Source organism: Oceanobacillus luteolus, from assembly GCF_042678205.1.
GTDB lineage: Bacteria > Bacillota > Bacilli > Bacillales > Amphibacillaceae > Oceanobacillus > Oceanobacillus luteolus.
Genome location: NZ_JBHUDE010000040.1, coordinates 120,641 through 143,340, shown reverse-complemented (window position 1 = coordinate 143,340; position 22,700 = coordinate 120,641). Strand labels below are relative to the sequence as shown.

The following is a 22,700-nucleotide window of genomic DNA, read 5'->3' as shown; positions in this document are numbered from 1 at the left end:
CGTCTTATTTCCCCCTTATTGTTGTTCCAATTGTTTCGCCTTCTACAACTTTCAGGATGTTCCCTTCTTCTGTAATAGAGAAGACGATTAAAGGAATATTATTATCCATGCATAATGATGAAGCTGTGGAATCCATTACCCCAAGCCCTTCATTTAACATGTCCATATAAGATAGTGTATCATATTTAACTGCATCTTTATTAATCAATGGGTCATCGGAGTAGACACCATCCACATTGTTTTTAGCCATTAAAATTACTTCCGCTTCAATTTCAGCAGCTCTAAGTGCAGCAGTTGTATCTGTAGAAAAATAAGGATTTCCTGTACCAGCGGCAAAAATGACAACACGCTTTTTCTCCAAGTGGCGAATTGCTTTTCTTCTTATGTACGGCTCTGCAACCTGGCGCATCTCAATGGATGTCTGGACTCTTGTTGGAATTCCAATTGTCTCTAGGCCGTCCTGTAATGCAAGTGAGTTCATAACCGTAGCTAGCATCCCCATATAGTCTGCAGACGCACGGTCCATTCCTACTTCACTACCGACTTTTCCTCTCCAAATATTGCCCCCTCCAACAACGATGGCAACTTCTACCCCAAGGTCTACAACCTCTTTTACTTGTCTCGCAATTGACCGGATAACCTTTGGATCTATTCCATTACCTTGGTCTCCACTCAATGCTTCTCCACTTAATTTCAACACAATTCTTCGGTACTTTGCTGTTGTCATAGTAACCTCCATAGCAATCGATATTATTATGAATGAATTACTCTAATTCATACGGTGTTGTATAAAAACATGGTAAAATAGGGAACGATACGTTCCCTATTTAAGTTTACTTTTTAATTTGGCTCATAACTTCTTCAGCAAAGTTTTCTTCACGTTTCTCCATACCTTCGCCTACTTCATAACGGACAAACGTCTTAACAGTTGCACCTTTATCTGCTACAAATTTCTTCACTTTAACATCTGGATCTTTAACAAATGCTTGTTCAACTAGAACGATTTGCTCAAAGAATTTACCAAGACGGCCTTCAACCATTTTCTCAACGATTTTCTCTGGCTTACCTTCATTTAGTGCTTGTTGTTTTAGAACTTCACGTTCGTGATTCACTTCATTTTCCGGAACATCTTCACGGTTTACATAACGAGGGTTGATTGCTGCTGCATGCATTGCTACATCTCTAGCAACTGCTTCATCATTTGTGTTTTCCAATACAGCAACTACACCAATTCTTCCTCCCATATGCAAGTAAGAACCGAAAACATCATTATCGGTTTTCTCAAAAATTGTGAAACGACGTAGAGAGATTTTTTCACCAATTGTAGAGATAGCACGAGTGATGACTGCTTCTAGTGTTTCGTCACCTTCAACTTTAGTTTCTAGTGCTTCTTCAACTGTTTCAGGCTTTTTATTTAATAGTGCTTTACCAATTTTTCCAAGTAACTCAAGGAACATTTCATTTTTCGTAACGAAGTCTGTTTCACAGTTTACTTCAAGTAAAACTGCTGTGTTGCCATCGATTTCAACATGTGTAAGACCTTCAGCTGCAATACGATCTGCTTTTTTAGCAGCAGATGCCATACCTTTTTCACGTAGAAAATCAATAGCTTTATCAATATCACCATTTGTCTCTTGTAGTGCTTTCTTACAATCCATCATACCTGCACCAGTTTTTTCACGAAGTTCTTTAACCATTTTAGCTGTAATTGCCATTGTTATATCCTCCTTCAAATCATAAAGTGAATCTTCTTTTAACCAGGTTCTACTTCCCCGTATTAACGGGCAATACTGAATGCTGTGGCTACTATGTATTTGTAGCATCTCCAAATATATTTGGAACTTACAGCCAGTTCACCTGAAACAAAGCTTTTTCTTTAAAAAAAGGTGATAAAAGGTAATTATCCTCTTATCACCCTCATCATTTTAAAAATTACTCTTGAGTTGAGGCTTCTACTTCAGCTTCCACTTCATTTTCTTTTTCTGTTGCTTCTTCAACTGGAGCTTCAACTTCTGCAGTTTCTTCACCTTGTTTACCTTCTAAAATAGCATCAGCGATTTTACCAGTCAACAATTTAACTGCACGAATTGCATCATCGTTAGCTGGGATCACATAATCAATTTCATCCGGGTCACAGTTTGTATCAACAATACCAATGATCGGTATATTTAATTTGTGCGCTTCTGCAATTGCAATACGCTCTTTACGTGGGTCAATAACGAATAAAGCATCTGGAAGCTTCTTCATTTCTTTGATTCCACCTAAGAATTTTACAAGACGTTCTTTTTCTTTTAGAAGAAGTGTTACTTCTTTTTTAGGAAGTACTTCAAATGTACCGTCTTCTTCCATTCTTTCAATTTGTTTTAATCGTTCGATACGTTTACGGATAGTCTCGAAGTTAGTAAGTGTTCCACCTAACCAACGTTGGTTAACATAGAACATTCCTGAACGGATTGCTTCATCACGAACAGAATCCTGTGCTTGTTTCTTTGTACCTACGAAAAGAACTGTTCCGCCATTAGCCGCTAATTCTCTTACATAGTTGTATGCTTCATCAACCTTTTTAACTGTTTTTTGCAAGTCGATGATGTAGATGCCGTTACGCTCAGTGAAGATGTATTTCTTCATCTTTGGATTCCAACGGCGTGTCTGGTGACCGAAATGTACACCAGCTTCAAGTAATTGCTTCATTGAAATTGCTGCCATTTTAAATTCCTCCTAAGGGTTTTATATTTTCCTCCGACCAGTTCATTTCCACTTATAGACCATTGGCAGTGGCACCTTACAAGTGAATCCCCAATCGTGTGTTTTGCCTTGCCTTCATTCGACAAGAGTTTTACACCAGAAATTAATATATCATAACTGGGGCGCGGAAGCAAGTTTATCTATAAAATAAATTTACTGATTATAAAGCTTTATAATCAATTCCGCCTCCGTTTTACCACAATTTAAGGTTTTTGCGATTTCCTCCACATTTTTTCCTGCGGCATATAATTGCAAAACTCGAGATTCTAGGGACGCTTCCACTTTATAACCAGAATCTGTACCCAATAGACGATCTATATCATCTTGTGGCTTCTCATTTTTTACAGGTACCCTCTGCTTATCCGAAGTTGATTCTTTCTTGATTTTTGATTGAATTTTCTTCTCTGACACAGGTTCCTTGTGATCTAATAATGCTTGCAGACGATTATTTTCCTCTTTAATTTCCGCTAAGGAGCGTTCCAGAGCTTGGACAATTTCATCAGAAGCAGTGTCGGATTCTGATGCCGGGATTTTTTTGACCAACTGGAAAATTGCCGCCAATGTGATTAAATGTAATAAAAAACTTATGATTAAAAGAAATGAAACCATATCAACGCCCCTTTAACCGTTATAGTCGATACGTTTTCCAAGAAAAGGATGCCTGGATGTTGCCCCTCCACTTTGCTTTCCGTATACATCTTGCTTTAAAGTATCAGAATTCTTTTCTAAAAAAGAATTGGTGTTTTCTAATTCCTGTATCCTGTTCCGTTTGATTTTATCCTCCTTGAGTTGCGAAGCTGTTAGGGTACTCTGAACATGTTCTCCTTGTTTATGCACTTGTTCTTGAATCTTACCTGAATCCTGCGTACGTGGTAATGCTACTTGCATTTCAATCGATTTTAGCCCCATTCCTCCACCGATCCTTTCCACTTACTGAACAAATCGTTTAGAACAATTGCTGAAGTTCTATTTCTTTCTGATATAAACTTAACTGAACATAATGATAATTGGAATGCATGATTCGCTTATATTTCCCGAAAGCCACAATAACATTTTCGTAAATATTATTTCTTACAGTTAAGCTTGATTTATTTTCGTCTCCTATATCAGCGTCCAATTCAGAAAGTCTTTCCTTTACACGATCAAGCTCCTCTGCAACCAGCTTCATAGAGTGCTTTTGCCGCAACTTCGAAATCCGGACCCTTGGATTCATTGGGTCTTTTACAGCCAGCTTGTCACCGAGTAATTTAAGTTTTAATTGCTTCTCTTCCAATTCTCGATGCTTTTTATTTAGGGATTCTATCGTATCTGCCATTATTTTATTTATCCCTAGATGAATTTCCGTCTTCGTATTTAATCTAGATCCGATATCTCTAGCTTCAATTGTTTTACCAGCAGATAATATTCCGCCTATAATATTCCCTTTTTGGGAATAAACATGACCGCATACTACACACTCGCTATGAAGGATGGAATTCTCGACGTATAGGTCCTTTCCAACTGATACTTTCGCCTGATTGATATATCCTATCTTTAGGTTATCCCCTGCCTGCAGGACCCCTTTATCTTGGCCGGCAATGCCCTCAGCAACATATATCGATCCTCCAGCAATAATTGTTGCCGCTTCCACCATGCCGAAAATTTTTATATCGCCTGCAGCTTTAACTGTGTAACCAGTTGGCACATCTCCATGAATAATCACGGTCCCTATAAAGTCAATATTACCGGTCTTCATCGATACCGTTTCGTTCACATGAAATTCAGGTAGTACTTGAATATGCTTCCCCTTTATACTGAATTGCCCATCTTCTGTAGCATAATAACAATTATCCAGAGCATTAAATACAACATTCTTCCCTGGTCTTAATACTACAGATTTCCCGGGAGGTGCTTTTACGACCTCCCCCATTACGTTCTTACCATCAATACCTGAAGTGGGTTCTGAAATTTTAGCCAGCTTTTGACCTTTCATCACCGAAGGAATTTTCATTACTTCTCGAAAGTTCCAGTTTTCACTTATCTGCATTTCTTGCTCTATATCCACAAGATATTCAATTTTACCGTCTATACCGTTTACAGGGGATAATCCTTTCGCAACGACAATAGGGTATTCCATGTCCGTCGGGTCCTCTGCCAACTGCGCGATTGCTTGATATTGGATACCGAACCTAACATTTGATGCAGTTAAAAAACTCTTCCAGATATCGATATCAACTTCCAACTTTTCCTCAAGCTCCAAAAACGGTTCCCTACAATCCACTTCCGCTATCATGTCTTTCTCTCTAAAATGAATTCGAAAATACTGCCGTAATCTTTCCAAATTGATTCCCCCAAGATAACGTTAATGCTCTGCAACCTTCGCTAGAATATCTTTCAGTTTATAAATTGCTTTTTTATGTATTTGTGAAATTCTAGAGGTAGTTAAATTTAATACTTCTCCTATTTCGGTCAATGTCAATTCATCGTAATAAAAAAGACTGATAACCATTTGTTCATTTTTATTTAGACTCTTCAAACCTTCTATCAGTTCTTGTTTTAATTCGTCTTTAGTCATGTTCTCTTCTGGAGAAGCTGCATTTACATCGGGAATGGTGTAACCAATACCTTCACTGAATTCTTGTTCTTTTTTCGGTTTTTCTTCAATTGATAATACATTTGAAAATAGAGCATCTCTGACAACGGATTCCACTTCATCTTCAGACATCTCTAAACGATTGCCAATTTCTTTTGATGTAGGTATCCGTTGTAATTCTTGTTCCAATTCCTGAGAAACCCGTTCAACTTTTTTCGCTTTTTCCCTTAAAGAGCGCGGAAGCCAGTCTTCCTTCCTTAAACCATCAATTATTGTTCCTTTTATTCGGAAGGAAGCATATGTATCGAATTTTAAGTTTCGCTCGAACTCAAACTTTTTAATTGCATCATATAGGCCGAGGAGACCAAAGCTTCTAATATCATCCTTACTCACATTGTTTGGTAAATGGCTGGAAATACGCTCTACATGATAATCAACTAAATATGTATAGTAATGAATGATTTCATTTAATGTCGCTTCATCTTCTTTTTCTTGCCACCGTTGCCAAAGTAACTGTTCATATGATGATTTTGAACTCATGGCTCTCCACTCCTTCCTAAATTCATGGATTGATCAAAACAGGAATCAAATTATTATTTCTTCCCTGTTTACTCTTCGGATTTTAAGTTTTGCAGTTGCTGGATCGAATTCTATTGTTCTCCCAATATTCCCTCCAACATCTTGAGCGATGACTGGAATCTTCAACTTATTCAACTCATTTAAGGACGCATCGATATTTCGAGGGCCAATACGCAATAAATCAGAACCAGAACTGAACTTAAACATTTCGGCACCACCAGCAATTTTCGCCTTCAAGGCATGCTTTCTAGCACCTATTTCTAATAAACGGTCCACCAGTACCGGTATAGCTGTATCTGCATACTTATATTCATTTATTGATTTTTGTTTTGTAACACTGGAATCTGGCAACAAAATATGGGCTAATCCCGCAACTCTCTTTTGTTCATCATAGATGACAATTCCTACACAAGATCCAAGTCCTAAAGTACGTATCGTATTTGGTTCCCTGACCGTATTCAAATCAGCTATCCCAACTCTAACAACCGTTCCGACCTTATTCATATTCTTTGATTCCTAGCGATGAAAATATTGTTTGCAGTGATTCTGGATGAGGTAACAAAAAAAGATTACCTTTCATGGTATTGTCACTATCTTCACTATTAACTTTTGAGTCAATTACAATTGCATAGTCTGAAACCTGCGAAATATCAATTAAACCATATGTAAGAATCGCTGCAGCCATATCTATACCCAAGTGCGGAACAGATGGTTGAAAATTCAGGTTTGTAAAATCAGAAAGAGCAGAAATATAAGATCCAGCAACTATATTCCCCACTTCTTCAAGTACAGAATAGTTAATTTTATTTGCGCTATTTTCATCCATTAAGGAAAATGTAGAATTATGTGTCATGGTTTGCACTAGTACTTCTGCTTCTTCAATGGAAAGAACAAAGAATACATGCAGAGGAGCATCACCAAAAACTCTAAAAAGAATCGCCACCACCGAAGCATCTGGACCACCGATTAAATCCATCATTTCATCAAATGTTACAATCTTTACTGTTGGAATAACCATATTGACCTTCTGATCTAACAGCTGTGATAAAGCCGTGGCAGCATTACCAGCTCCTATATTTCCAATTTCCCTTAAGGCATCAAATTGTATTGGAGATAAATTTTCATAGGTCATATCGCTCTTATCCTTCCGCTTTAACAGTCAATTGATGTTGTTCAGAAATAAGAACCTTTTCCAGGTTTAAAAGGATGATCAGTCGGTCATTTATTTTTACGACACCATCAATATAATCTACTGCTGCAGAACCTACAACTTCAGGATTCGGTTCGATACTGTCAACCGGCAAATCGATGACATCACTAGCCGCATCTACAATTATACCTACTTCCACCCCATTCACTGATACGATAATCATCCGCTGCTCTTCCGACACTTCCTTTTCTGCAATTCCAAATCGTAATCGAAGGTCGATGATAGGAATAACGACACCCCGCAAATTAATGACCCCTTTTACAAAGCTAGCTGTCTGGGGAACTCTTGTTATCGGATGCATTCTTTCAATCGCACCAACGTATTCTACAGGAAGCGCATATTCCTCATTTTGTAATTGAAATACTATTACCTTTTGATTTTCTAATAACGTATCTTCCATCTTTATCTGTCCTCTCTATGCTTTTACCGGCACCAAATACAGCTAACTAGCTCAAACCTTTCAAGTAGTGACCGATTTGGTTTAACGGCATTACTTCATCCACGAATTCGGTTTCCTTTGCAGCTTTAGGCATACCATAAATAACTGCTGTTTCCTCCGACTCGGAGATGGTGATCGCATCCTTGTCCATCCGTTTAATACTTCTGATACCCTCGGCTCCGTCACTACCCATTCCTGTCAGAACGATCGCTATTTTACAAGTCCGATTTAAAGTTGCAACAGAATCGAATAAAGCATCCACCGATGGACGATGATTATTTATAGGTTGTTCCTTGTTTAACTTGATGACATAACTTGTGCCAGCTTTTACAACAGTCATATGAAAATCACCAGGAGCGATATAAGCCGTACCTGCCCTGATAATTTCTCCGTTTACAGCTTCCTTTACATGAATACCTGATAAAGCGTCCAATCGGTCAGCCAGTGATTTTGTGAAATGCGGCGGCATATGTTGCACAATGAGAATTGGCATTGGATAATCCGCTGGTAAATCCTTCAAGATACGTTGGAGCGCTCTTGGTCCTCCAGTTGACGTACCGATTACAACGAAAGCATCTTTGGTTATATTTGGTGATGATTGTATCGTTAAACGATCAGGATTAACGAAACGTTTATTCATTTTACTTTGAGGGGACTGAAGAGTTGCATCTTTTGCCGCAATTACTTTAGAGATAATTTCTTCCTTAATCGATTCGATATCTAAGGAGATTTCCCCGGATGGTTTCATGATAAAATCAACCGCTCCGTTTTCAATAGCTCTAATTGTATTTTCGGTGCCACTACGAACCTCACTTGATAACATGATTACAGGTACAGGTGTCGTACGCATTATTTCTTCAAGTGCAGTTATACCATCTAATACAGGCATATTAACATCCATCGTTACAACATCAGGAGCCAGTTCTTTTACTTTACTAATACCATCCTCGCCATTCCTTGCTGTGCCAACGACTATCACACGTGGGTCACCTTCTAGAATATCTGTAAGCATTTTTCGCATAAAAGCAGAATCATCAATAACTAGTACACGAATTGGATTCATTAAATTTTACCTCTTAATAGATTTTTAAACCGGTCTAAAAATGCCGGTTGATAGGTTAATTGAATTTCATCACTATTGATAAGATAGTTGTCAGTCAATTGCCTTAAGGACTTTGCAGACGGCGCTTTTTTATTTAATAAAATATATGGAATTTGACGAATTACTGCTTCTGTTACATTTTTATCTTCCGGAATGATCCCTAAAGGATGAACTCTAATTTGCAAAAACTGTTGGACAACTTGCTGAAATTGTTTTAAACCGCTCCATTCATTACGGGATCGGGCACGGTTTAAAATAACATGTATTGGCATTTCCCCCCCATTGATTACAACTTGCTTTATCATGCTGTAAGCATCTGTAATCGAGGTCGGTTCACCAGTTGTGATAGTGATGCATTCATCAGCGGCAAGAATGAAGTATAAGCTTTCTTCAGTAACCCCTGCCCCCATGTCAAATATTATATAATCGTACACCTCTACCAGTTGCCTGTATTGTTCAAAAAAGAATTCCTTCTGTTGGTCACCCATTGTAATGAATTGACTTAATCCAGTCCCGCCAGCAATATATGATAAATTTCTTGGACCTTTTTCTAAAATCTCAAAGATAGATAGCTGGTCATTAAAAAGATCCACGATTGTTCTTTTCGGCTGCAATCCAAGTAGAATATTGATATTTCCCATACCAACATCCAAATCCACAATAACTACTTTCTTATCCCGATTTATCAATTCCAAAGAGAAATTCAAGGCGAAATTCGATTTTCCGACTCCACCTTTTCCACTAATGACAGCAATCGTCTTCGCCTGACTCTTTCTATATGAAAATGAAACACCCATTTTTCTTCGTAAATTTTCTGCCTGATCAGTCATTTTCCATTCTCCATTATCCATTCGCTTATACTTGCAGCAGTTGGTTGAACCAAATCATCTGGAACATCTTGTCCATTTGTCATATAGGCTATACCGATATTGTTCATCAAACTTATATTTAGAATACTACCGTATTGGCTGGTTTCATCGAGTTTGGTAAAGATTATTTCCTTCAGTGGAATCTCCTCGAACTGTATGAAAATATCTTGTAAATCCTTTGGCTTCGCAGTAAGAGATAACACCAAATAAGTGGCGATATGGTCTACGTTTCCCATCAGTTCTTTCAGTTGTTTGATATAGACAGGATTACGGAAGTTCCTACCTGCTGTGTCGACAAGGATAACATCATAGTTAGAAAGTTTTTGAATGGCTTGTTTGTAATCATCCACATTATAAGCAACCTCAACCGGGATATTAAGAATCCTGGCATAAATTTTTAATTGCTCAATAGCAGCAATTCGATACGTATCAGTAGTAATGAACGCCACTTTCTTCTGCTTTTTCAGCATAAGTTTAGCGGCAACTTTCGCAATCGTTGTTGTTTTGCCAACTCCTGTCGGTCCCACAAATTGTACAATTTTGTGTTTTCCGTTAATCCCCTCAGACTCCTTGTCTCTATATTTTTCAGCAATTACTCGTTTAACCTCTGCTTTTATTTCGTGTTGGGTCACTTCTTCTTTTTTACTTGCCAACAGTCGGACTGTATGTTGAATAATTTCATCAGCAAGCTTCGGATTGACTTCTTGGTCAATGAGCTGATGATAGGCTAGCTTATAATCTACCGGTATGTTTAATTCATTGTCAGCCGTTTCAAGTTTAATAACTTCCTTTAAGCTTCTGATTTCTTGAAGAATGGCAAGGTTAGAATCTACCTCTTCTTTTACTACAGGATTTATTGGAACTGTATCTGTTTTCCGATGCGTTGGTTCGTTCTTCGCATCTTTTATTAAGTCAGGATCTTTAGCTGCGATGACTTCTATTTTTTTCTTTTGAAACAAGCCAAGAAAACCTTTTTGTTTTATTTCTTTCGATTGAAGAATAACCGCATCCGATCCAAGATCTTTTCTAACCTCATTCATTGCTTCAGGCATGGAATCTGAGATATATTTTTTTACCTTCACGCAATATTCACCACCCCTAGACTTTGAACCTGCACATCTGGTTCTAGTTCATTATAGGATAAAACAATAACATGAGGAAGAAAACGGTCAAGCAACTGTTTCAAGTACATTCGAACAGCTGGTGAGCATAGTACAATTGCTGTTTCTTCCTGTAGTGAAACTTTCTCAGCTTCCTGATGTATGGTTGTAATAATTTCTTGCTGCTTATCTGGATCTAATGATAAAAAATTACCATGTTCGGTCTGCTGAATGTTCTCGGCAATCAGTTTCTCTACCTTTCCTGAAACAGTGATCACCGGCAGCGTCTTATCTTGTTTCATGTACTGTTTCGTAATTTGTGCAGATAAGGATTGTCTCACATACTCAGCCAGTAAATCTGTATCATTCGTCATTTTCGAAAAGTCAGCTAACGTCTCGAATATAACTGGAAGATTGCGGATGGAAACATTTTCTCTCAGTAACTTGGCAAGTACTTTTTGTACATCACCAACTGCGAGAGGCTCAGGCGTAACCTCTTCGACTAGTATCGGATGACTTTCTTTCAAGTGGTCAATAAGTTGTTTTGTTTCTTCACGGCCGAGCAATGTATGAGCATGACGTTTGATTACCTCTGTTATATGTGTAGAAACTACTGATGGAGGATCAACGACCGTATAACCTGAAAGTTCAGCCTCATCTTTAAATTCCTCGTTAATCCACTTTGCAGGCAAGCCAAATGCAGGCTCCTCCGTGTCAATGCCTTCAATCCCGTCGTCCTCCATATCAGGTGCCATTGCCAAATAGTGATCCAGCATCAATTCACCACCAGCAACTTCATTTCCCTTAATTTTCAGGCGATACTCATTTGGGTTCAATTGGATATTATCTCTGATTCGTACAACAGGTATAACCATTCCTAGTTCAATGGCCAACTGTCTGCGAATCATAATAATCCTTTCCAATAGGTCCCCACCCTGATTTGCATCGGCAAGCGGAATTAGTGCATAACCAAACTCAAATTCAATCGGATCCAGGTTAATTAAGCTGACCACATTTTCGGGGGCACGCAGTTCTGAGCTTTCTGCTTCATCCAGCTCATCTTCATCCAAATCAGTTGGAATATCAGGTTCTCTTTGCAGCATATAAGCTGTAAATGCTAGGACACCTGCTATCGTTGTTGTTAGAAAGAAATTAATCGGTGTTAACCCAAGTAGAAAAATCGTTCCGGCCGCTACATATAATAGCTTAGGATATTGAGTCATTTGAGTAACAACATCCGCACTTAGATTACTTCCGTCACTCGATCGTGTTACAACGATTGCTGTTGCTGTTGACATGAGCAATGCAGGAATTTGACTAACTAATCCGTCACCTACTGTCAGTCGGGTAAATAATTCAACGGATTCACCTATTGAGAGTCCCATCTGAACCATACCAATTATTATTCCAACGATAATATTGATTAAAACAGTGATAATGGATGCAATTGCATCTCCCTTAACGAATTTACTCGCACCATCCATTGACCCATGGAAATCCGCTTCTTTTTCAATTGTTTTACGACGCTCTTTAGCCTCTTGCTCCGTAATAAGACCAGCATTTAGATCTGCATCGACACTCATCTGTTTACCAGGCATCGAATCAAGAGAAAACCTTGCTCCTACCTCAGAAACACGTTCGGCACCCTTAGTAATTACAATAAAGTTGATAATAACAAGGATAATGAACACCACAAAACCAACAAGCGGATTATCTCCGATTACGAAAGAACCAAATGTTTCGACCACTCCACCAGCATCCCCTTCAGAAAGGATTGCTCTTGTAGTGGAAACATTCAAACCTAACCTGAACAAAGTCACCAGTAAGAGGAGGGTTGGAAAGACGGAGAATTGAAGGACATGCGTCGTATTCATCGCCACTAAAATTACTAAAAGCGAAATACTGATATTCGTAAGGATAAGTACACTTAAAACTCCTCCCGGAAGCGGGATAACTAGGATTAAAATTATTAAAATAACACCCATTAATACGGTTAAATCACGTGCCTTCATGTGTGATGTCTCTCCTCCAAAAATTACACTTTATTCTCTAATTGGTAAACATAAGCCAGAACTTCTGCTACAGCTTGATAAAATTCTTCGGGTATAGATTCCCCGATTTCAACCATGCCGTATAGAGACCTGGCAAGTGGTTTATCCTCTACGGTAACGACTTGATGCTTTTCAGCAATTTCTCTAATTTTAAGTGCGGTTCTATCCATACCTTTAGCTACTACATATGGTGCTAATGCCTTTTCTTCATCATATTTTAACGCTATTGCATAATGGGTCGGGTTGGTGATGACTACATCAGCTTCTGGCACTTCAGCCATCATACGTCTGGTAGCCATCATACGCTGTTGTTCTTTAATCTTAGATTTGATGAGTGGGTCACCCTCCATATTTTTATACTCATCCTTTATATCCTGTTTTGACATACGCATATTTTTTTCAAAGTCATAGCGCTGATATAAATAATCGAGTACTGCCAAAAATAAAAGTGCCGCCGTAGCAGCAAACCCCATAATGATAGCTATCCGGCCAAATAATGACAAAGCATTCTCAGCATTTTTAAATATAAGCATGAGCACTTCATCTTTATACAACCAAATGACAACAAAGGTGATTGTACCAATAAACGTGATTTTTAATAATGATTTTAACAATTCCACTAACGCTCTTACAGAAAAAATCCGCTTAGCACCTTGAATTGGATCCAATCTCTTCAAATCAAATTTAAGCGGCTCCGTCGACAATAAGAAGCCCCTGGTTTGAATTAAATTTGAACTGATTCCGGCAATGATTGCAAGCAGCATAATAGGCGCAAGGATTTTTGCTGCCTCCAAACTTGCCCCATTGAATACATAAGCAACAGATTCACTCGTAACATCCCAGTGTATCAAGTTCGTGAATGCTTCAATAAATAATAATGTCATCGTCTCCAACATAAAACCGCCAAAAATGAACAGAGCAAACAAACAAAATGTCAACAAGATAACGGTATTTATATCCTGACTTTTTGCGACTCTTCCTTTTCTCCGCTCATCCTGCCGTTTTTTCGGGGTCGCTTTTTCGGTTTTTTCACCTGAAAAAAACTGTAGATCCATCTTCAATTGCATCTATCAAGCACCCCCGAATATTTGCAGTAATCCGCGCATTGCTCGAAACATTGTTCCGAATAAATTCTCTATCGCAGTAATGTATAAAGATAGGAAAATTAAAATCGCTACAAAGCTCACTAGTATTTTCAATGGCAAACCAACAACAAACACATTCAGTTGTGGGACAGTACGAGCAATAATCCCTAGAGCGATATCAACAAGAAATAATGTACCAACAATAGGGATTGCCATTTGAAAAGCAATAATAAACATATAGTTGAAAGATTGTATAATGAATTCTGTAATCGAGCCATCTTCAAACGGGATGAACGCATCGATTGAAATAAACTGATAACTTGTAAATATCCCATCAATTATTAAGTGATGACCATCCACTGCTAATAAAAATAATAAAGCAATCATATAGAAGTATTGTCCAGTCAGTGGACTTTGTGCACCAGTCTGGGGATCGACCACATTCGCAATCGCAAACCCCATTTGAAAGTCAACAAACCCACCCGCAACTTGAATGGCGGACACAATAATGAATGCAAGCAGTCCTACGAGCAGCCCCACAAGTGCTTCCTTAACAATCAAAAAAATATATGTATGGTCAAGTACAAATAAAGTTGAATCTATTGTTTGGAACAAAATTAATGCTAAAAAGAAACTGAAACCAATACGGAATGGTAATGGAATCGTCCGATAAGAAAACAATGGAACAACTAAGAAAAACGACAATAATCGCACAAACACGAGTAAAAATATCGGTAACCGATTTATATCTATCAATTCTAACAACATCTTCTAACCTACTAATGCATTTAAATTTTGAAATATGTCGGCAGCAAATTCAACCATGGTTGATAACATCCAGGGACCAAAAAATATGAGTCCAATCAAAACTGCCACTATTTTTGGTATAAATGCTAACGTTTGTTCCTGTATTTGTGTTGTCGCCTGAAAGATACTGACCAAAAGCCCAACCGCTAAAGCAAGGATGAGCAACGGCCCTGTAACAAGTAATACCGTATAAATGCCTCGCTCAGCCAACGCTAAAACAAGTTCGCTCGACATTTGAAACACCTTCTTTTAGAAATATACAAGCTAAAATCCACTTAACAAGGAATGCGTAATGAGATACCATCCATCTACCAGTACAAATAACAATATCTTAAAGGGTAGTGATATCATTACAGGTGGCAGCATCATCATCCCCATTGACATCAATATACTCGCAACTGCAATATCAATAACTAAAAATGGGATGAAAATCATAAAACCCATTTGAAATGCTGTTTTCAATTCACTTATTGCAAAAGCAGGAATTAATGTAGTTAATGGTATATCCTGAATGGTCTCCGGTGGTTCAGCACCGGAATAGTTTAGAAATAAAGCAAGATCCTTTTGACGAGTATGTTGCGCCATAAACTCCTTCATCGGTACACTAGCATTCTCGTATGCCTCATCCAAAGAAATTTCTTCAGAAAATAAGGGATCAAGGGCGTCATCATATACTTCAGAAAAAGTAGGTGCCATAATAAAAAAGGTCAGAAACAATGCCAAACCAATCAATACTTGATTGGGTGGCATTTGTTGAGTAGCAAGACTCGTTCGGACGAATGATAGAACAATGATAATCCTTGTAAAACTGGTCATTAATATTAGAATTCCAGGAGCTAAAGAAAAAATAGTCAGTAAGAGGATTAATTTAACGGATGTAGCTACATTCGTTGGGTCCGAACTTGAAAATATATCTATGAATTCATTCATTCTCGATCTTCCTTGCGCCTATCAATGATAGTTCTACGATTTTTTTGCAGGCGATTCAGCTCCTGTTGAAAAAGCTTATTAAAAGGCTTTTCTTTATTACCACTAGTCTTTTTATGTTGAAATACTGAAGAAACTATATTCTTAGCACTCATTTCCAAAGATTGTTCTTCCCTAGCCTGCCTCGCCTGCATAATTTCTTTTATAATACTTTGATCTTCAACTTCTTCTAATAAAGTGACATTTTCTCCAACACCAATTAAATAGATTCGGTCGCCTAACCGGACTAATTGTACAGATTTATTTTGACCGACAGAAATTCCGCCAACATTTTCTAGACTATTGATTTGGTTACCAATCTTATTTCTCCGTTTTAAGAAGTACAATGATGCATAAATTAGACCAAGTACGAGCAATAAAGCGAATACTAACCTTACGAGCTCAAAAAACAAGGAGCCGGGCTCCTCCTCCTGTAAAACAACTGTCTGATCTTGTTCTTCCTCATCGATGAGTGGTTCTTCACAAGATTCCGGTTGCTCTAAACATTCATTTACATAATCTACCTCAGCTTGGATAGAGACGGGCTCAATGAAAGACAAAAAACTTACAGCCAATAAAATTACAAAAAGCTTTAATACATTCTTCATTTAACAGTGATCTCTATCCTAATGCCTTTTGAATAGCTTCCAATACACGATCTGCCTGGAATGGTTTAACAATAAAGTCTTTCGCACCAGCTTGGATTGCATCAATTACCATTGCTTGCTGTCCCATAGCAGAACACATGATGACAACTGCATCTGGGTTGATTGTTTTAATTTCCTTTAAAGCTGAAATTCCATCCATTTCAGGCATGGTAATATCCATCGTCACTAAATCTGGCTGCAGTTCCTTGAATTTCTCCACTGCTTCTCTTCCATCTTGAGCCTCTCCTACAACCTCATAGCCATTTTTTGTAAGTATATCTTTTATCATCATACGCATAAATGCTGCATCATCGACAATTAAAATTTTCTTAGACATCTAAATTCCTCCTAAAAATCAAGTTATTTTAATTTCATTATTCGATCAGATTGACTAATAATATCTGTTACCCGTACTCCGAAATTTTCCTCAATGACAACGACTTCGCCTTCTGCAATCAACTTGCCATTAACCAAGATATCAACTGGTTCACCTGCAAGTTTATCTAACTCAACAATGGATCCTTGAGATAAGTCAAGAATATCTTTGATGGTTTTCTTTGTCCTGCCTAGTTCGACCGTCACTTTAAGAGGAATATCCAATAACATGTTCAAATTACTTTGTTCGTTGCTGGATAATTGTGTTGGTTCAAATTCTGCGAATGTCGCCTGTTCAATTGATGCATCTTGCTGATTGTATGTATTACCTAGAAATTGAGGTTGATTCCTCTTGTTATCAACACGATCATCAAAGGATTCCCGATCCATAAACGTGGAATCAACTTGTTCATTGGATTCTATTGATCTATCTGGTATTTTGACAGGATTTTCTACAATAGTTGTAGCTGCAGTTTCCTCTTGCACAGGTATGTCGATCGGCTCCGAATCTCCTGTATCCAACAACTGATTCACTAATTCTTTAGCAAAGCTAAGAGGAATCAACTGCATCATATTTGAATCAATCAGGTCACCTACGATAAGCCTGAAAAACACTTTTACATATACATCTTCTTGAAATATTTCTTTTGCATCACTTTCAATTGTACCTTCAATAATTGTTGGTGGAGAAATATCGACTGTTTTATTAAACACGGTCGACATACTTGTTGCTGCAGTTCCCATCATCTGATTCATCGCTTCTTGAACTGCACTCAAATATATTTCTGGTAAAGATTCATCTGGGTTTGTGCCATCTCCTCCGAGCATAATATCTGCAATTATTGCAGCATCTCTAGCTTTTATAACGAGTACATTTCTTCCACTGAATCCTTTTGTATAATCGACCTGAATACTAACAGGTTGAAAAGTTAATTCACCTGCTAATTCATCCTTTTCAATAATACTAACGGAAGGAGTAGTGATTTCGACTTTCTGGTTAAGTAAAGTGGAAAGTGCAGTAGCAGAACTTCCAAATGAAATATTCCCAATTTCACCGATTGTATCAATCTCTATGTCTGATAAGTGTATAGATGGTTCTGCTTCGTGGTTTTTATCATTTTCTGTACTTATATTTAATAATGCATCAATTTCATCTTGAGATAACATACCGTCATTCATGGGTGTTTACCCCCTTTTCAATTTCTTCCAATATTTGTACGGCTATTTTTTTCTTTAGTTGACCAGGTTGTACATAAAACTTAGGTTCTTGATTAATCGTCAAAGTTAGTGGGTCACCAATTTGTTGCTCTAGAGAAACAACATCATTTATGCCCAGCTTTAAAAATTCATTAATGGTTATTCTTGTTTCGCCTAATATTGCTTGAACATCTACTTTCGTTGTTTGGAGATTGCTGCTAAGCTTTTGAAAAGCTTCCTCATCTCGTTCATCAGTCGTGTTATCCATCCAATAGTGGGCAGATAATTTAGGAATGATTGGCTCTAATAATGTGTGTGGAATACATAAATTAATCATTCCTGAAGCTTCTCCGATTTCGGCAGACATAGATACGACAACTACTGTGTCATTAGGTGCCACCATTTGAATAAATTGTGGATTTTCTTCAAATTCTTCGAGTACTGGGGATACATCTACGAGTGAGGACCATGCCTCTTTTAACGTCCCTGTTGCCTTTTCAAATATCTGATTTAATAGTATCTTTTCAATTTCAGTGAGGCTTTCCGTTTTTGTCACTGAAGTCCCCTTACCACCAAGGATACGGTCTAGCAATGCGTATGCAACATTAGGGTTGATTTCAATGACCATGCTCCCTTTAAGTGGTGACATACTATAAATGTTCAACACGGTTAAAGATGAAATCGAGCGGATAAATTCCTCATATGGCACTTGGTCCACCGATTCTACACCAATATGTACGTAAGTGCGTAACTGTGAAGATAGGAAAGTTGTCAACATTCTCGCATAGTTTTCATGGATTCTTGAAATACTGCGAATCTGATCCTTTGAAAACCGTAACGCCCGTTTAAAGTCATATACACGGATTTTCTTTTCCTCTTCTTCTTTTTTTAATTCTTCTGCATCCATTTCACCTGATGTGATTGCAGAAAGTAATACATCAATTTCATTTTGAGAAAGAATTTCCTCCATCTTGTAACCTCACCTCCAAGCAGGAGCCTTTTACTGCAATATCTTATTAATGGTATAGACTTCCGTAACGGCACCATCAACCATCACTTCATTAAGTCTATCTTTAATAGTTGCTTCAAGTCCTGTTAAACCTTCTTTGAAATCTTCTTCGTTCATAACGGCCAACTCTTTAATTAAAATATTTACTAATTGAAAGTCCCGTTTACTAACTTCAGCGTGAGCGTCTTTTCCATCTGTCAAAATCTGAAATTGAATTCTGACAAAAGTACCGTCCTGCAAGTCTGTAGTAATTTCCGGGGTTTGATAGGAATATTCGACAATCTCATCAATCGTCAATTCTTTTTCGTCATCTGCCCCTTCTACATTAAGAATAACAATAATGAATGCAATGGCAGCAATTAATAGGATAGCTAACGATGTCATCATAATCTTTACTAATTTACTCATTCTGGTCACCTACTTGTTTATATACCTGTTGCAGGCCAATTTCTTTATAATAATTTTGAATCAATACGAGCACTTCTTCAGGCGGATTTTGAACGATTACTTTCTTGCCATTGATTAAGGTGATCGTCGTATCTGGCATCGCCTGGACCTGCTCAATTAAAAGTGCGTTTAAAGAAAATAAATCGCCGTTCAACTTCTTCAATTGAATCATAGATTTGGGCGGGAGTGCCTATACAGTTCAAGCACTCCCTACCTCCTTATTATCGTTTTAGATTTACTAGTTCTTGTAGAATTTCATCAGACGTGGTAATTATTCTCGAATTCGCTTGGAAACCACGTTGTGCAGAGATCATCTCTGTAAACTCTTCTGCTAAATCAACATTGGACATTTCTAAAGAATTGCTGATTATTTGTGATGAAGTACTTTCTTCAGGCAGTACTCTTTCAACTCCACCAGAGTTTTGCGACTCTCTATATAAATTATTTCCTTCTTTCGTTAGGCCAGTTGGGTTCGCGAAGTTGGCAAGTCCAATTTGCCCTGCTACTTGATTCTCCCCGTTGGCATCAATGTAATTAACCGTTCCATTTGTTGAAATATTGAAACTTTGTGCATCTAACGGAATACGAAGCACACCCGGAGCATTACTGTCGACAGGATTCCCATCCACATATTCGAAACCTACTAAATACATACCTTCTGAGTTTACAATAAACCCACGGTCATCCAAGTAAAAGTTACCAGCTCTTGTATAAAAACGGTCTTCTACTTGTGCTGTATTTCCACCGCCGGCAGCATCAAAATTGATCGGAACAAAAGTATTTCCCGCACCATTTGGGGTTTCAACAAGCACAACTTCAAACATCCCATCTCCCTGAATGGAAAGGTCTAGTGGATTGTTTGTTGTTTGACGAAACCCTTGTGTATGAATGTTATTAATCGTACCTAATTGTGCCCCTAGTCCAATCTGAGAGGAGTTCACACCACCACGCGCACCAGTCGATCCTTGTGCACCCGATGCTGTTTGACTCATCATTTCTTGGAACGTAACTTGTCCTTTCTTAAAACCTACTGTACTAACGTTTGCAATGTTGTTCCCGATGACATCCAATTTAGTTTGGAAGTTTTTCATACCTGAAATTCCAGCATACATTGATCGTAACATTTTTCATTTCTCCTTTAATTGTTGTCAATTTGATTAGCTATTTCTATCTGTCCATAGCTATGAAGGCTTCCTTTACAGGTCCAGCCTACTCATCAATTAGAATGGTACCGTTAATATTCGTGAATATTCGGCTATCATTCTCTCCACGGTCCATAGCGGTTACCACTGTATTATTTTTTGCACTGATTAATAGACTTGCATTATTCAAAACAACCAGTGAATCGGTGACGCCTTTCTGTCTAGCTTCATTTACTTTTTCGCCAATCGTGTGCCAAAGCTTTTCAGGAATATCGATATTCCGCTCACGAATCCGCTCTGATGCATGCTTGCTTATCTTAAGTGGATGTTGTTCATTTAGAACTTCCCTAAATGTAATACTCGGTTGTTTTTGCTTTGACGGAATGGAAGTGGGAAAATGTACTGCATGCTTTGGTACTTGATGTATCCGATGGTCCATACCATTCACATCCTTTTAATTCTTATTCGTTTCCCTTGCTTTTCACTGTTATCACTGCATCCGCGTAAATCTTATCACCGTTCTCTAATTCTAGAATAGCCCAACCATCCTTTTGGCTCACAGCTATCACTTCACTTGTTTTGTTTTCTGAAGCTTCTTCTGGAGATGCTAGATTTTCCTTTTCATAAGAAACAACTTTTCCAATCATATGGCTATATTCAATTACTGGTGAAATCAATTGACTTTGCACTAGCATTTCAATCGAATTCGTCATATTCATGATTTGCTCAAGGGAAGAAAGTTGTGTCATCTGAGCTACCATTTCTTTACTATTCATTGGATCCGTTGGATCCTGTTGCTGCATTTGAGCCATCAATATTTTCAGAAAACCTTCTTTATCAAGTTGTGGCTTGGGTTCCCTTGTTTTTGTTTGATTAGTTAAGAATAATGACGGATCAATTTTATTCATGGATTTCACCTACACTTTTTCATTGAGAATTAATTCTTCAAACATTTGGGAGAAAGATTGTTCTTCATCTTTATCTTCATCTTTAGATGCTGATTGGTGACTCGATGACTGTTCTTCATGTTGATTATCTTCTTCATACTGATTCTGTGCTTGTTGAGTCACATTATCTTGCCTTTCAACTACGACCTGATGTGGTGCAAACATATGCCTTAATTGCTGCATGTTGCCCTCTAACATCTCTTTTGCCATTTTAGTTGTAACCATAATCTTAACAATGATTTCACCATTTACTTGTGTAAATCGCACCATCATTTCACCAAGATTGGCAGGTCTTAACATAATTGCTAATTGTCCTTTAGGCTGTTGAAGAGCAACCTTATTCGCATCAATCAAGCGATTGAATTGCTCGATAAACGATTCAGAAGCTAACTTACCTTGAGTTCCAACAGCTTGTGGAAGTTGGATGACATGTTGTTCAACGTTGGATATTGGAAGTTGAGCAGGTACTATGTTGTAGGAATTTGAAACTTTTTGGCTATTGGCACCTAATATTTTCCCTAACCAACGAATCACATCTGTGGTTGTTACTTCTGATTCCAATGCATATATATTCTTAGTATGTAGATTAGTTTTTTGTTGGTATAGTTGGACAAGTTCTTGCCAAACACTCTTAAATGGAGTATTGCTCTCTTTCAACGACAACTGAGAAATACCACCACTTTTACCGTCTATTTGTTGCCAAGCTTCCAAATATCGAAGTAACTTAGGTGCAAGAGTTTCAATATCAGACTCGTCCCTAATCTGACTTAAAGCCTGCTCGATTTGTGTTAAAAGTTGAGCCACACTCTCCTCATTTGGTATTCCTATAGCTTGACTATTAATCTGACTGATACTTAACGGTATTAGAAGACTATCATCCATACCGTTTTTGCTACTATCATTGAATAGACTGGAGAACTGCTCGATTGGGTCAATAAATTCTTCCTGCTCTACCTCAGGTATCGATCTGAAATAAGTTAGAATTTGTTCTACTAGCTCCCCTTTATTAACTCCAGATAGACTCTCTTCTTCCTTTTTCTCTGAAGACAAATAAGACTCTATTAAACTAATCAGGTTATTAACATTCACTAAAGACTCACTATGTGACTCTCCTAGTACTTCCTTTAAATCAAATAAAATCAATTGAAATTCCGCTTCCTCAAGCTCCATTAACTTTGAACGGAAGTTGCTTAACGGATCTGTCTCGACCGTATTTGTAGCAACTCGTGATATAGATTGATTACTATTCTTTCCCGATAACTTTTCATCAAGTAAATGATGGAAGTTTGACGTTTGAGATTCGCTTTCTACAGTCATTGTCGTTTGCTTCTTTTTATTTATAGAAGCAGTCACCTCTCCCGTTGGCCAAAATAACATTTTCGCTTGAATTGTATTCACCTCCCCTCAAAAT

Annotated in this window: 28 protein-coding genes; all 28 read right to left on the bottom strand. The window is 37.8% G+C overall.

Annotated features, from left to right (window positions below):
* Window positions 1–4 precede the first annotated feature (4 nt).
* The gene (gene pyrH / locus ACFSBH_RS08630) at window positions 5–727 is read right to left on the bottom strand and encodes a UMP kinase (RefSeq protein WP_251510710.1); all 723 of its coding nucleotides are present in this window, start codon (window positions 725–727) and stop codon (window positions 5–7) included.
* Between the two features lie 106 nt (window positions 728–833).
* Entirely contained in the window at window positions 834–1,715 is an 882-nt protein-coding gene (gene tsf, locus ACFSBH_RS08625; RefSeq protein ID WP_251510713.1) for a translation elongation factor Ts, read from the bottom strand.
* A 217-nt stretch (window positions 1,716–1,932) separates the two neighbouring features.
* On the bottom strand, window positions 1,933–2,706 hold the full coding sequence (rpsB, locus tag ACFSBH_RS08620; protein WP_379597080.1) for a 30S ribosomal protein S2: 774 nt from the start codon (window positions 2,704–2,706) through the stop codon (window positions 1,933–1,935).
* Between the two features lie 192 nt (window positions 2,707–2,898).
* Entirely contained in the window at window positions 2,899–3,354 is a 456-nt protein-coding gene (locus tag ACFSBH_RS08615; protein ID WP_251510718.1) for a DUF6115 domain-containing protein, read from the bottom strand.
* 12 nt (window positions 3,355–3,366) lie between these two features.
* Window positions 3,367–3,633, bottom strand: a complete 267-nt coding sequence (locus tag ACFSBH_RS08610) for a hypothetical protein (protein WP_379597078.1) — start codon at window positions 3,631–3,633, stop codon at window positions 3,367–3,369.
* Window positions 3,634–3,691: 58 nt separating this feature from the next.
* Window positions 3,692–5,065 (bottom strand): DUF342 domain-containing protein, encoded by a 1,374-nt coding sequence (locus tag ACFSBH_RS08605; RefSeq protein ID WP_251510722.1) that lies wholly within the window; start codon window positions 5,063–5,065, stop codon window positions 3,692–3,694.
* A 21-nt stretch (window positions 5,066–5,086) separates the two neighbouring features.
* On the bottom strand, window positions 5,087–5,857 hold the full coding sequence (locus ACFSBH_RS08600; protein ID WP_251510725.1) for a FliA/WhiG family RNA polymerase sigma factor: 771 nt from the start codon (window positions 5,855–5,857) through the stop codon (window positions 5,087–5,089).
* Window positions 5,858–5,902: 45 nt separating this feature from the next.
* Complete coding sequence (locus ACFSBH_RS08595) at window positions 5,903–6,400, bottom strand: chemotaxis protein CheD (protein ID WP_379597075.1); 498 nt, start codon at window positions 6,398–6,400, stop codon at window positions 5,903–5,905.
* Window positions 6,393–7,028 carry a chemotaxis protein CheC gene (locus tag ACFSBH_RS08590; protein WP_379597074.1) on the bottom strand — a complete coding sequence of 212 codons (636 nt, stop codon included), beginning with the start codon at window positions 7,026–7,028 and terminating at the stop codon, window positions 6,393–6,395. Before ACFSBH_RS08590 ends, ACFSBH_RS08595 begins: the two co-directional genes overlap by 8 nt.
* Window positions 7,029–7,035: 7 nt before the next feature.
* Entirely contained in the window at window positions 7,036–7,506 is a 471-nt protein-coding gene (locus ACFSBH_RS08585; protein ID WP_251510731.1) for a chemotaxis protein CheW, read from the bottom strand.
* Between the two features lie 46 nt (window positions 7,507–7,552).
* Window positions 7,553–8,608: a protein-glutamate methylesterase/protein-glutamine glutaminase gene (locus tag ACFSBH_RS08580; protein ID WP_251510733.1), complete on the bottom strand. Its 1,056-nt coding sequence runs from the start codon at window positions 8,606–8,608 to the stop codon at window positions 7,553–7,555.
* A complete protein-coding gene (locus ACFSBH_RS08575) occupies window positions 8,608–9,477 on the bottom strand; it encodes a MinD/ParA family protein (protein WP_251510735.1) in 870 nt (289 codons plus the stop codon). The genes ACFSBH_RS08580 and ACFSBH_RS08575 overlap by 1 nt, the downstream gene beginning before the upstream one ends.
* Window positions 9,474–10,598, bottom strand: a complete 1,125-nt coding sequence (gene flhF / locus ACFSBH_RS08570; RefSeq protein WP_251510737.1) for a flagellar biosynthesis protein FlhF — start codon at window positions 10,596–10,598, stop codon at window positions 9,474–9,476. Before flhF ends, ACFSBH_RS08575 begins: the two co-directional genes overlap by 4 nt.
* On the bottom strand, window positions 10,595–12,628 hold the full coding sequence (gene flhA, locus ACFSBH_RS08565; protein WP_251510739.1) for a flagellar biosynthesis protein FlhA: 2,034 nt from the start codon (window positions 12,626–12,628) through the stop codon (window positions 10,595–10,597). The genes flhF and flhA overlap by 4 nt, the downstream gene beginning before the upstream one ends.
* 23 nt (window positions 12,629–12,651) lie before the next feature.
* Window positions 12,652–13,734 (bottom strand): flagellar biosynthesis protein FlhB, encoded by a 1,083-nt coding sequence (gene flhB / locus ACFSBH_RS08560; protein ID WP_251510741.1) that lies wholly within the window; start codon window positions 13,732–13,734, stop codon window positions 12,652–12,654.
* 3 nt (window positions 13,735–13,737) lie between these two features.
* Entirely contained in the window at window positions 13,738–14,517 is a 780-nt protein-coding gene (gene fliR / locus ACFSBH_RS08555; protein ID WP_251511104.1) for a flagellar biosynthetic protein FliR, read from the bottom strand.
* 6 nt (window positions 14,518–14,523) lie between these two features.
* Window positions 14,524–14,793 (bottom strand): flagellar biosynthesis protein FliQ, encoded by a 270-nt coding sequence (gene fliQ / locus ACFSBH_RS08550; RefSeq protein ID WP_251510743.1) that lies wholly within the window; start codon window positions 14,791–14,793, stop codon window positions 14,524–14,526.
* A gap of 30 nt (window positions 14,794–14,823) precedes the next feature.
* On the bottom strand, window positions 14,824–15,489 hold the full coding sequence (fliP, locus tag ACFSBH_RS08545) for a flagellar type III secretion system pore protein FliP (protein WP_379597069.1): 666 nt from the start codon (window positions 15,487–15,489) through the stop codon (window positions 14,824–14,826).
* Window positions 15,486–16,133, bottom strand: a complete 648-nt coding sequence (gene fliO / locus ACFSBH_RS08540) for a flagellar biosynthetic protein FliO (protein WP_251510747.1) — start codon at window positions 16,131–16,133, stop codon at window positions 15,486–15,488. Before fliO ends, fliP begins: the two co-directional genes overlap by 4 nt.
* 13 nt (window positions 16,134–16,146) lie before the next feature.
* Entirely contained in the window at window positions 16,147–16,509 is a 363-nt protein-coding gene (locus ACFSBH_RS08535; RefSeq protein ID WP_251510749.1) for a response regulator, read from the bottom strand.
* Between the two features lie 23 nt (window positions 16,510–16,532).
* Entirely contained in the window at window positions 16,533–17,726 is a 1,194-nt protein-coding gene (gene fliY / locus ACFSBH_RS08530; protein ID WP_251510751.1) for a flagellar motor switch phosphatase FliY, read from the bottom strand.
* On the bottom strand, window positions 17,719–18,714 hold the full coding sequence (gene fliM / locus ACFSBH_RS08525; RefSeq protein WP_251510753.1) for a flagellar motor switch protein FliM: 996 nt from the start codon (window positions 18,712–18,714) through the stop codon (window positions 17,719–17,721). The genes fliY and fliM overlap by 8 nt, the downstream gene beginning before the upstream one ends.
* 30 nt (window positions 18,715–18,744) lie before the next feature.
* Window positions 18,745–19,161: a flagellar basal body-associated protein FliL gene (fliL, locus tag ACFSBH_RS08520; RefSeq protein WP_251510755.1), complete on the bottom strand. Its 417-nt coding sequence runs from the start codon at window positions 19,159–19,161 to the stop codon at window positions 18,745–18,747.
* Window positions 19,154–19,372 carry a flagellar FlbD family protein gene (locus ACFSBH_RS08515; RefSeq protein WP_251510757.1) on the bottom strand — a complete coding sequence of 73 codons (219 nt, stop codon included), beginning with the start codon at window positions 19,370–19,372 and terminating at the stop codon, window positions 19,154–19,156. Before ACFSBH_RS08515 ends, fliL begins: the two co-directional genes overlap by 8 nt.
* Window positions 19,373–19,421: 49 nt before the next feature.
* Entirely contained in the window at window positions 19,422–20,324 is a 903-nt protein-coding gene (gene flgG / locus ACFSBH_RS08510) for a flagellar basal body rod protein FlgG (protein WP_379597065.1), read from the bottom strand.
* An 85-nt stretch (window positions 20,325–20,409) separates the two neighbouring features.
* A complete protein-coding gene (locus tag ACFSBH_RS08505; RefSeq protein ID WP_379597063.1) occupies window positions 20,410–20,781 on the bottom strand; it encodes a TIGR02530 family flagellar biosynthesis protein in 372 nt (123 codons plus the stop codon).
* 22 nt (window positions 20,782–20,803) lie between these two features.
* Window positions 20,804–21,250, bottom strand: coding sequence for a flagellar hook capping FlgD N-terminal domain-containing protein (locus tag ACFSBH_RS08500; protein WP_379597061.1), 447 nt, complete (start codon window positions 21,248–21,250; stop codon window positions 20,804–20,806).
* Window positions 21,251–21,259: 9 nt separating this feature from the next.
* On the bottom strand, window positions 21,260–22,666 hold the full coding sequence (locus ACFSBH_RS08495) for a flagellar hook-length control protein FliK (protein WP_379597059.1): 1,407 nt from the start codon (window positions 22,664–22,666) through the stop codon (window positions 21,260–21,262).
* Between the last annotated feature and the right edge of the window lie 34 nt (window positions 22,667–22,700).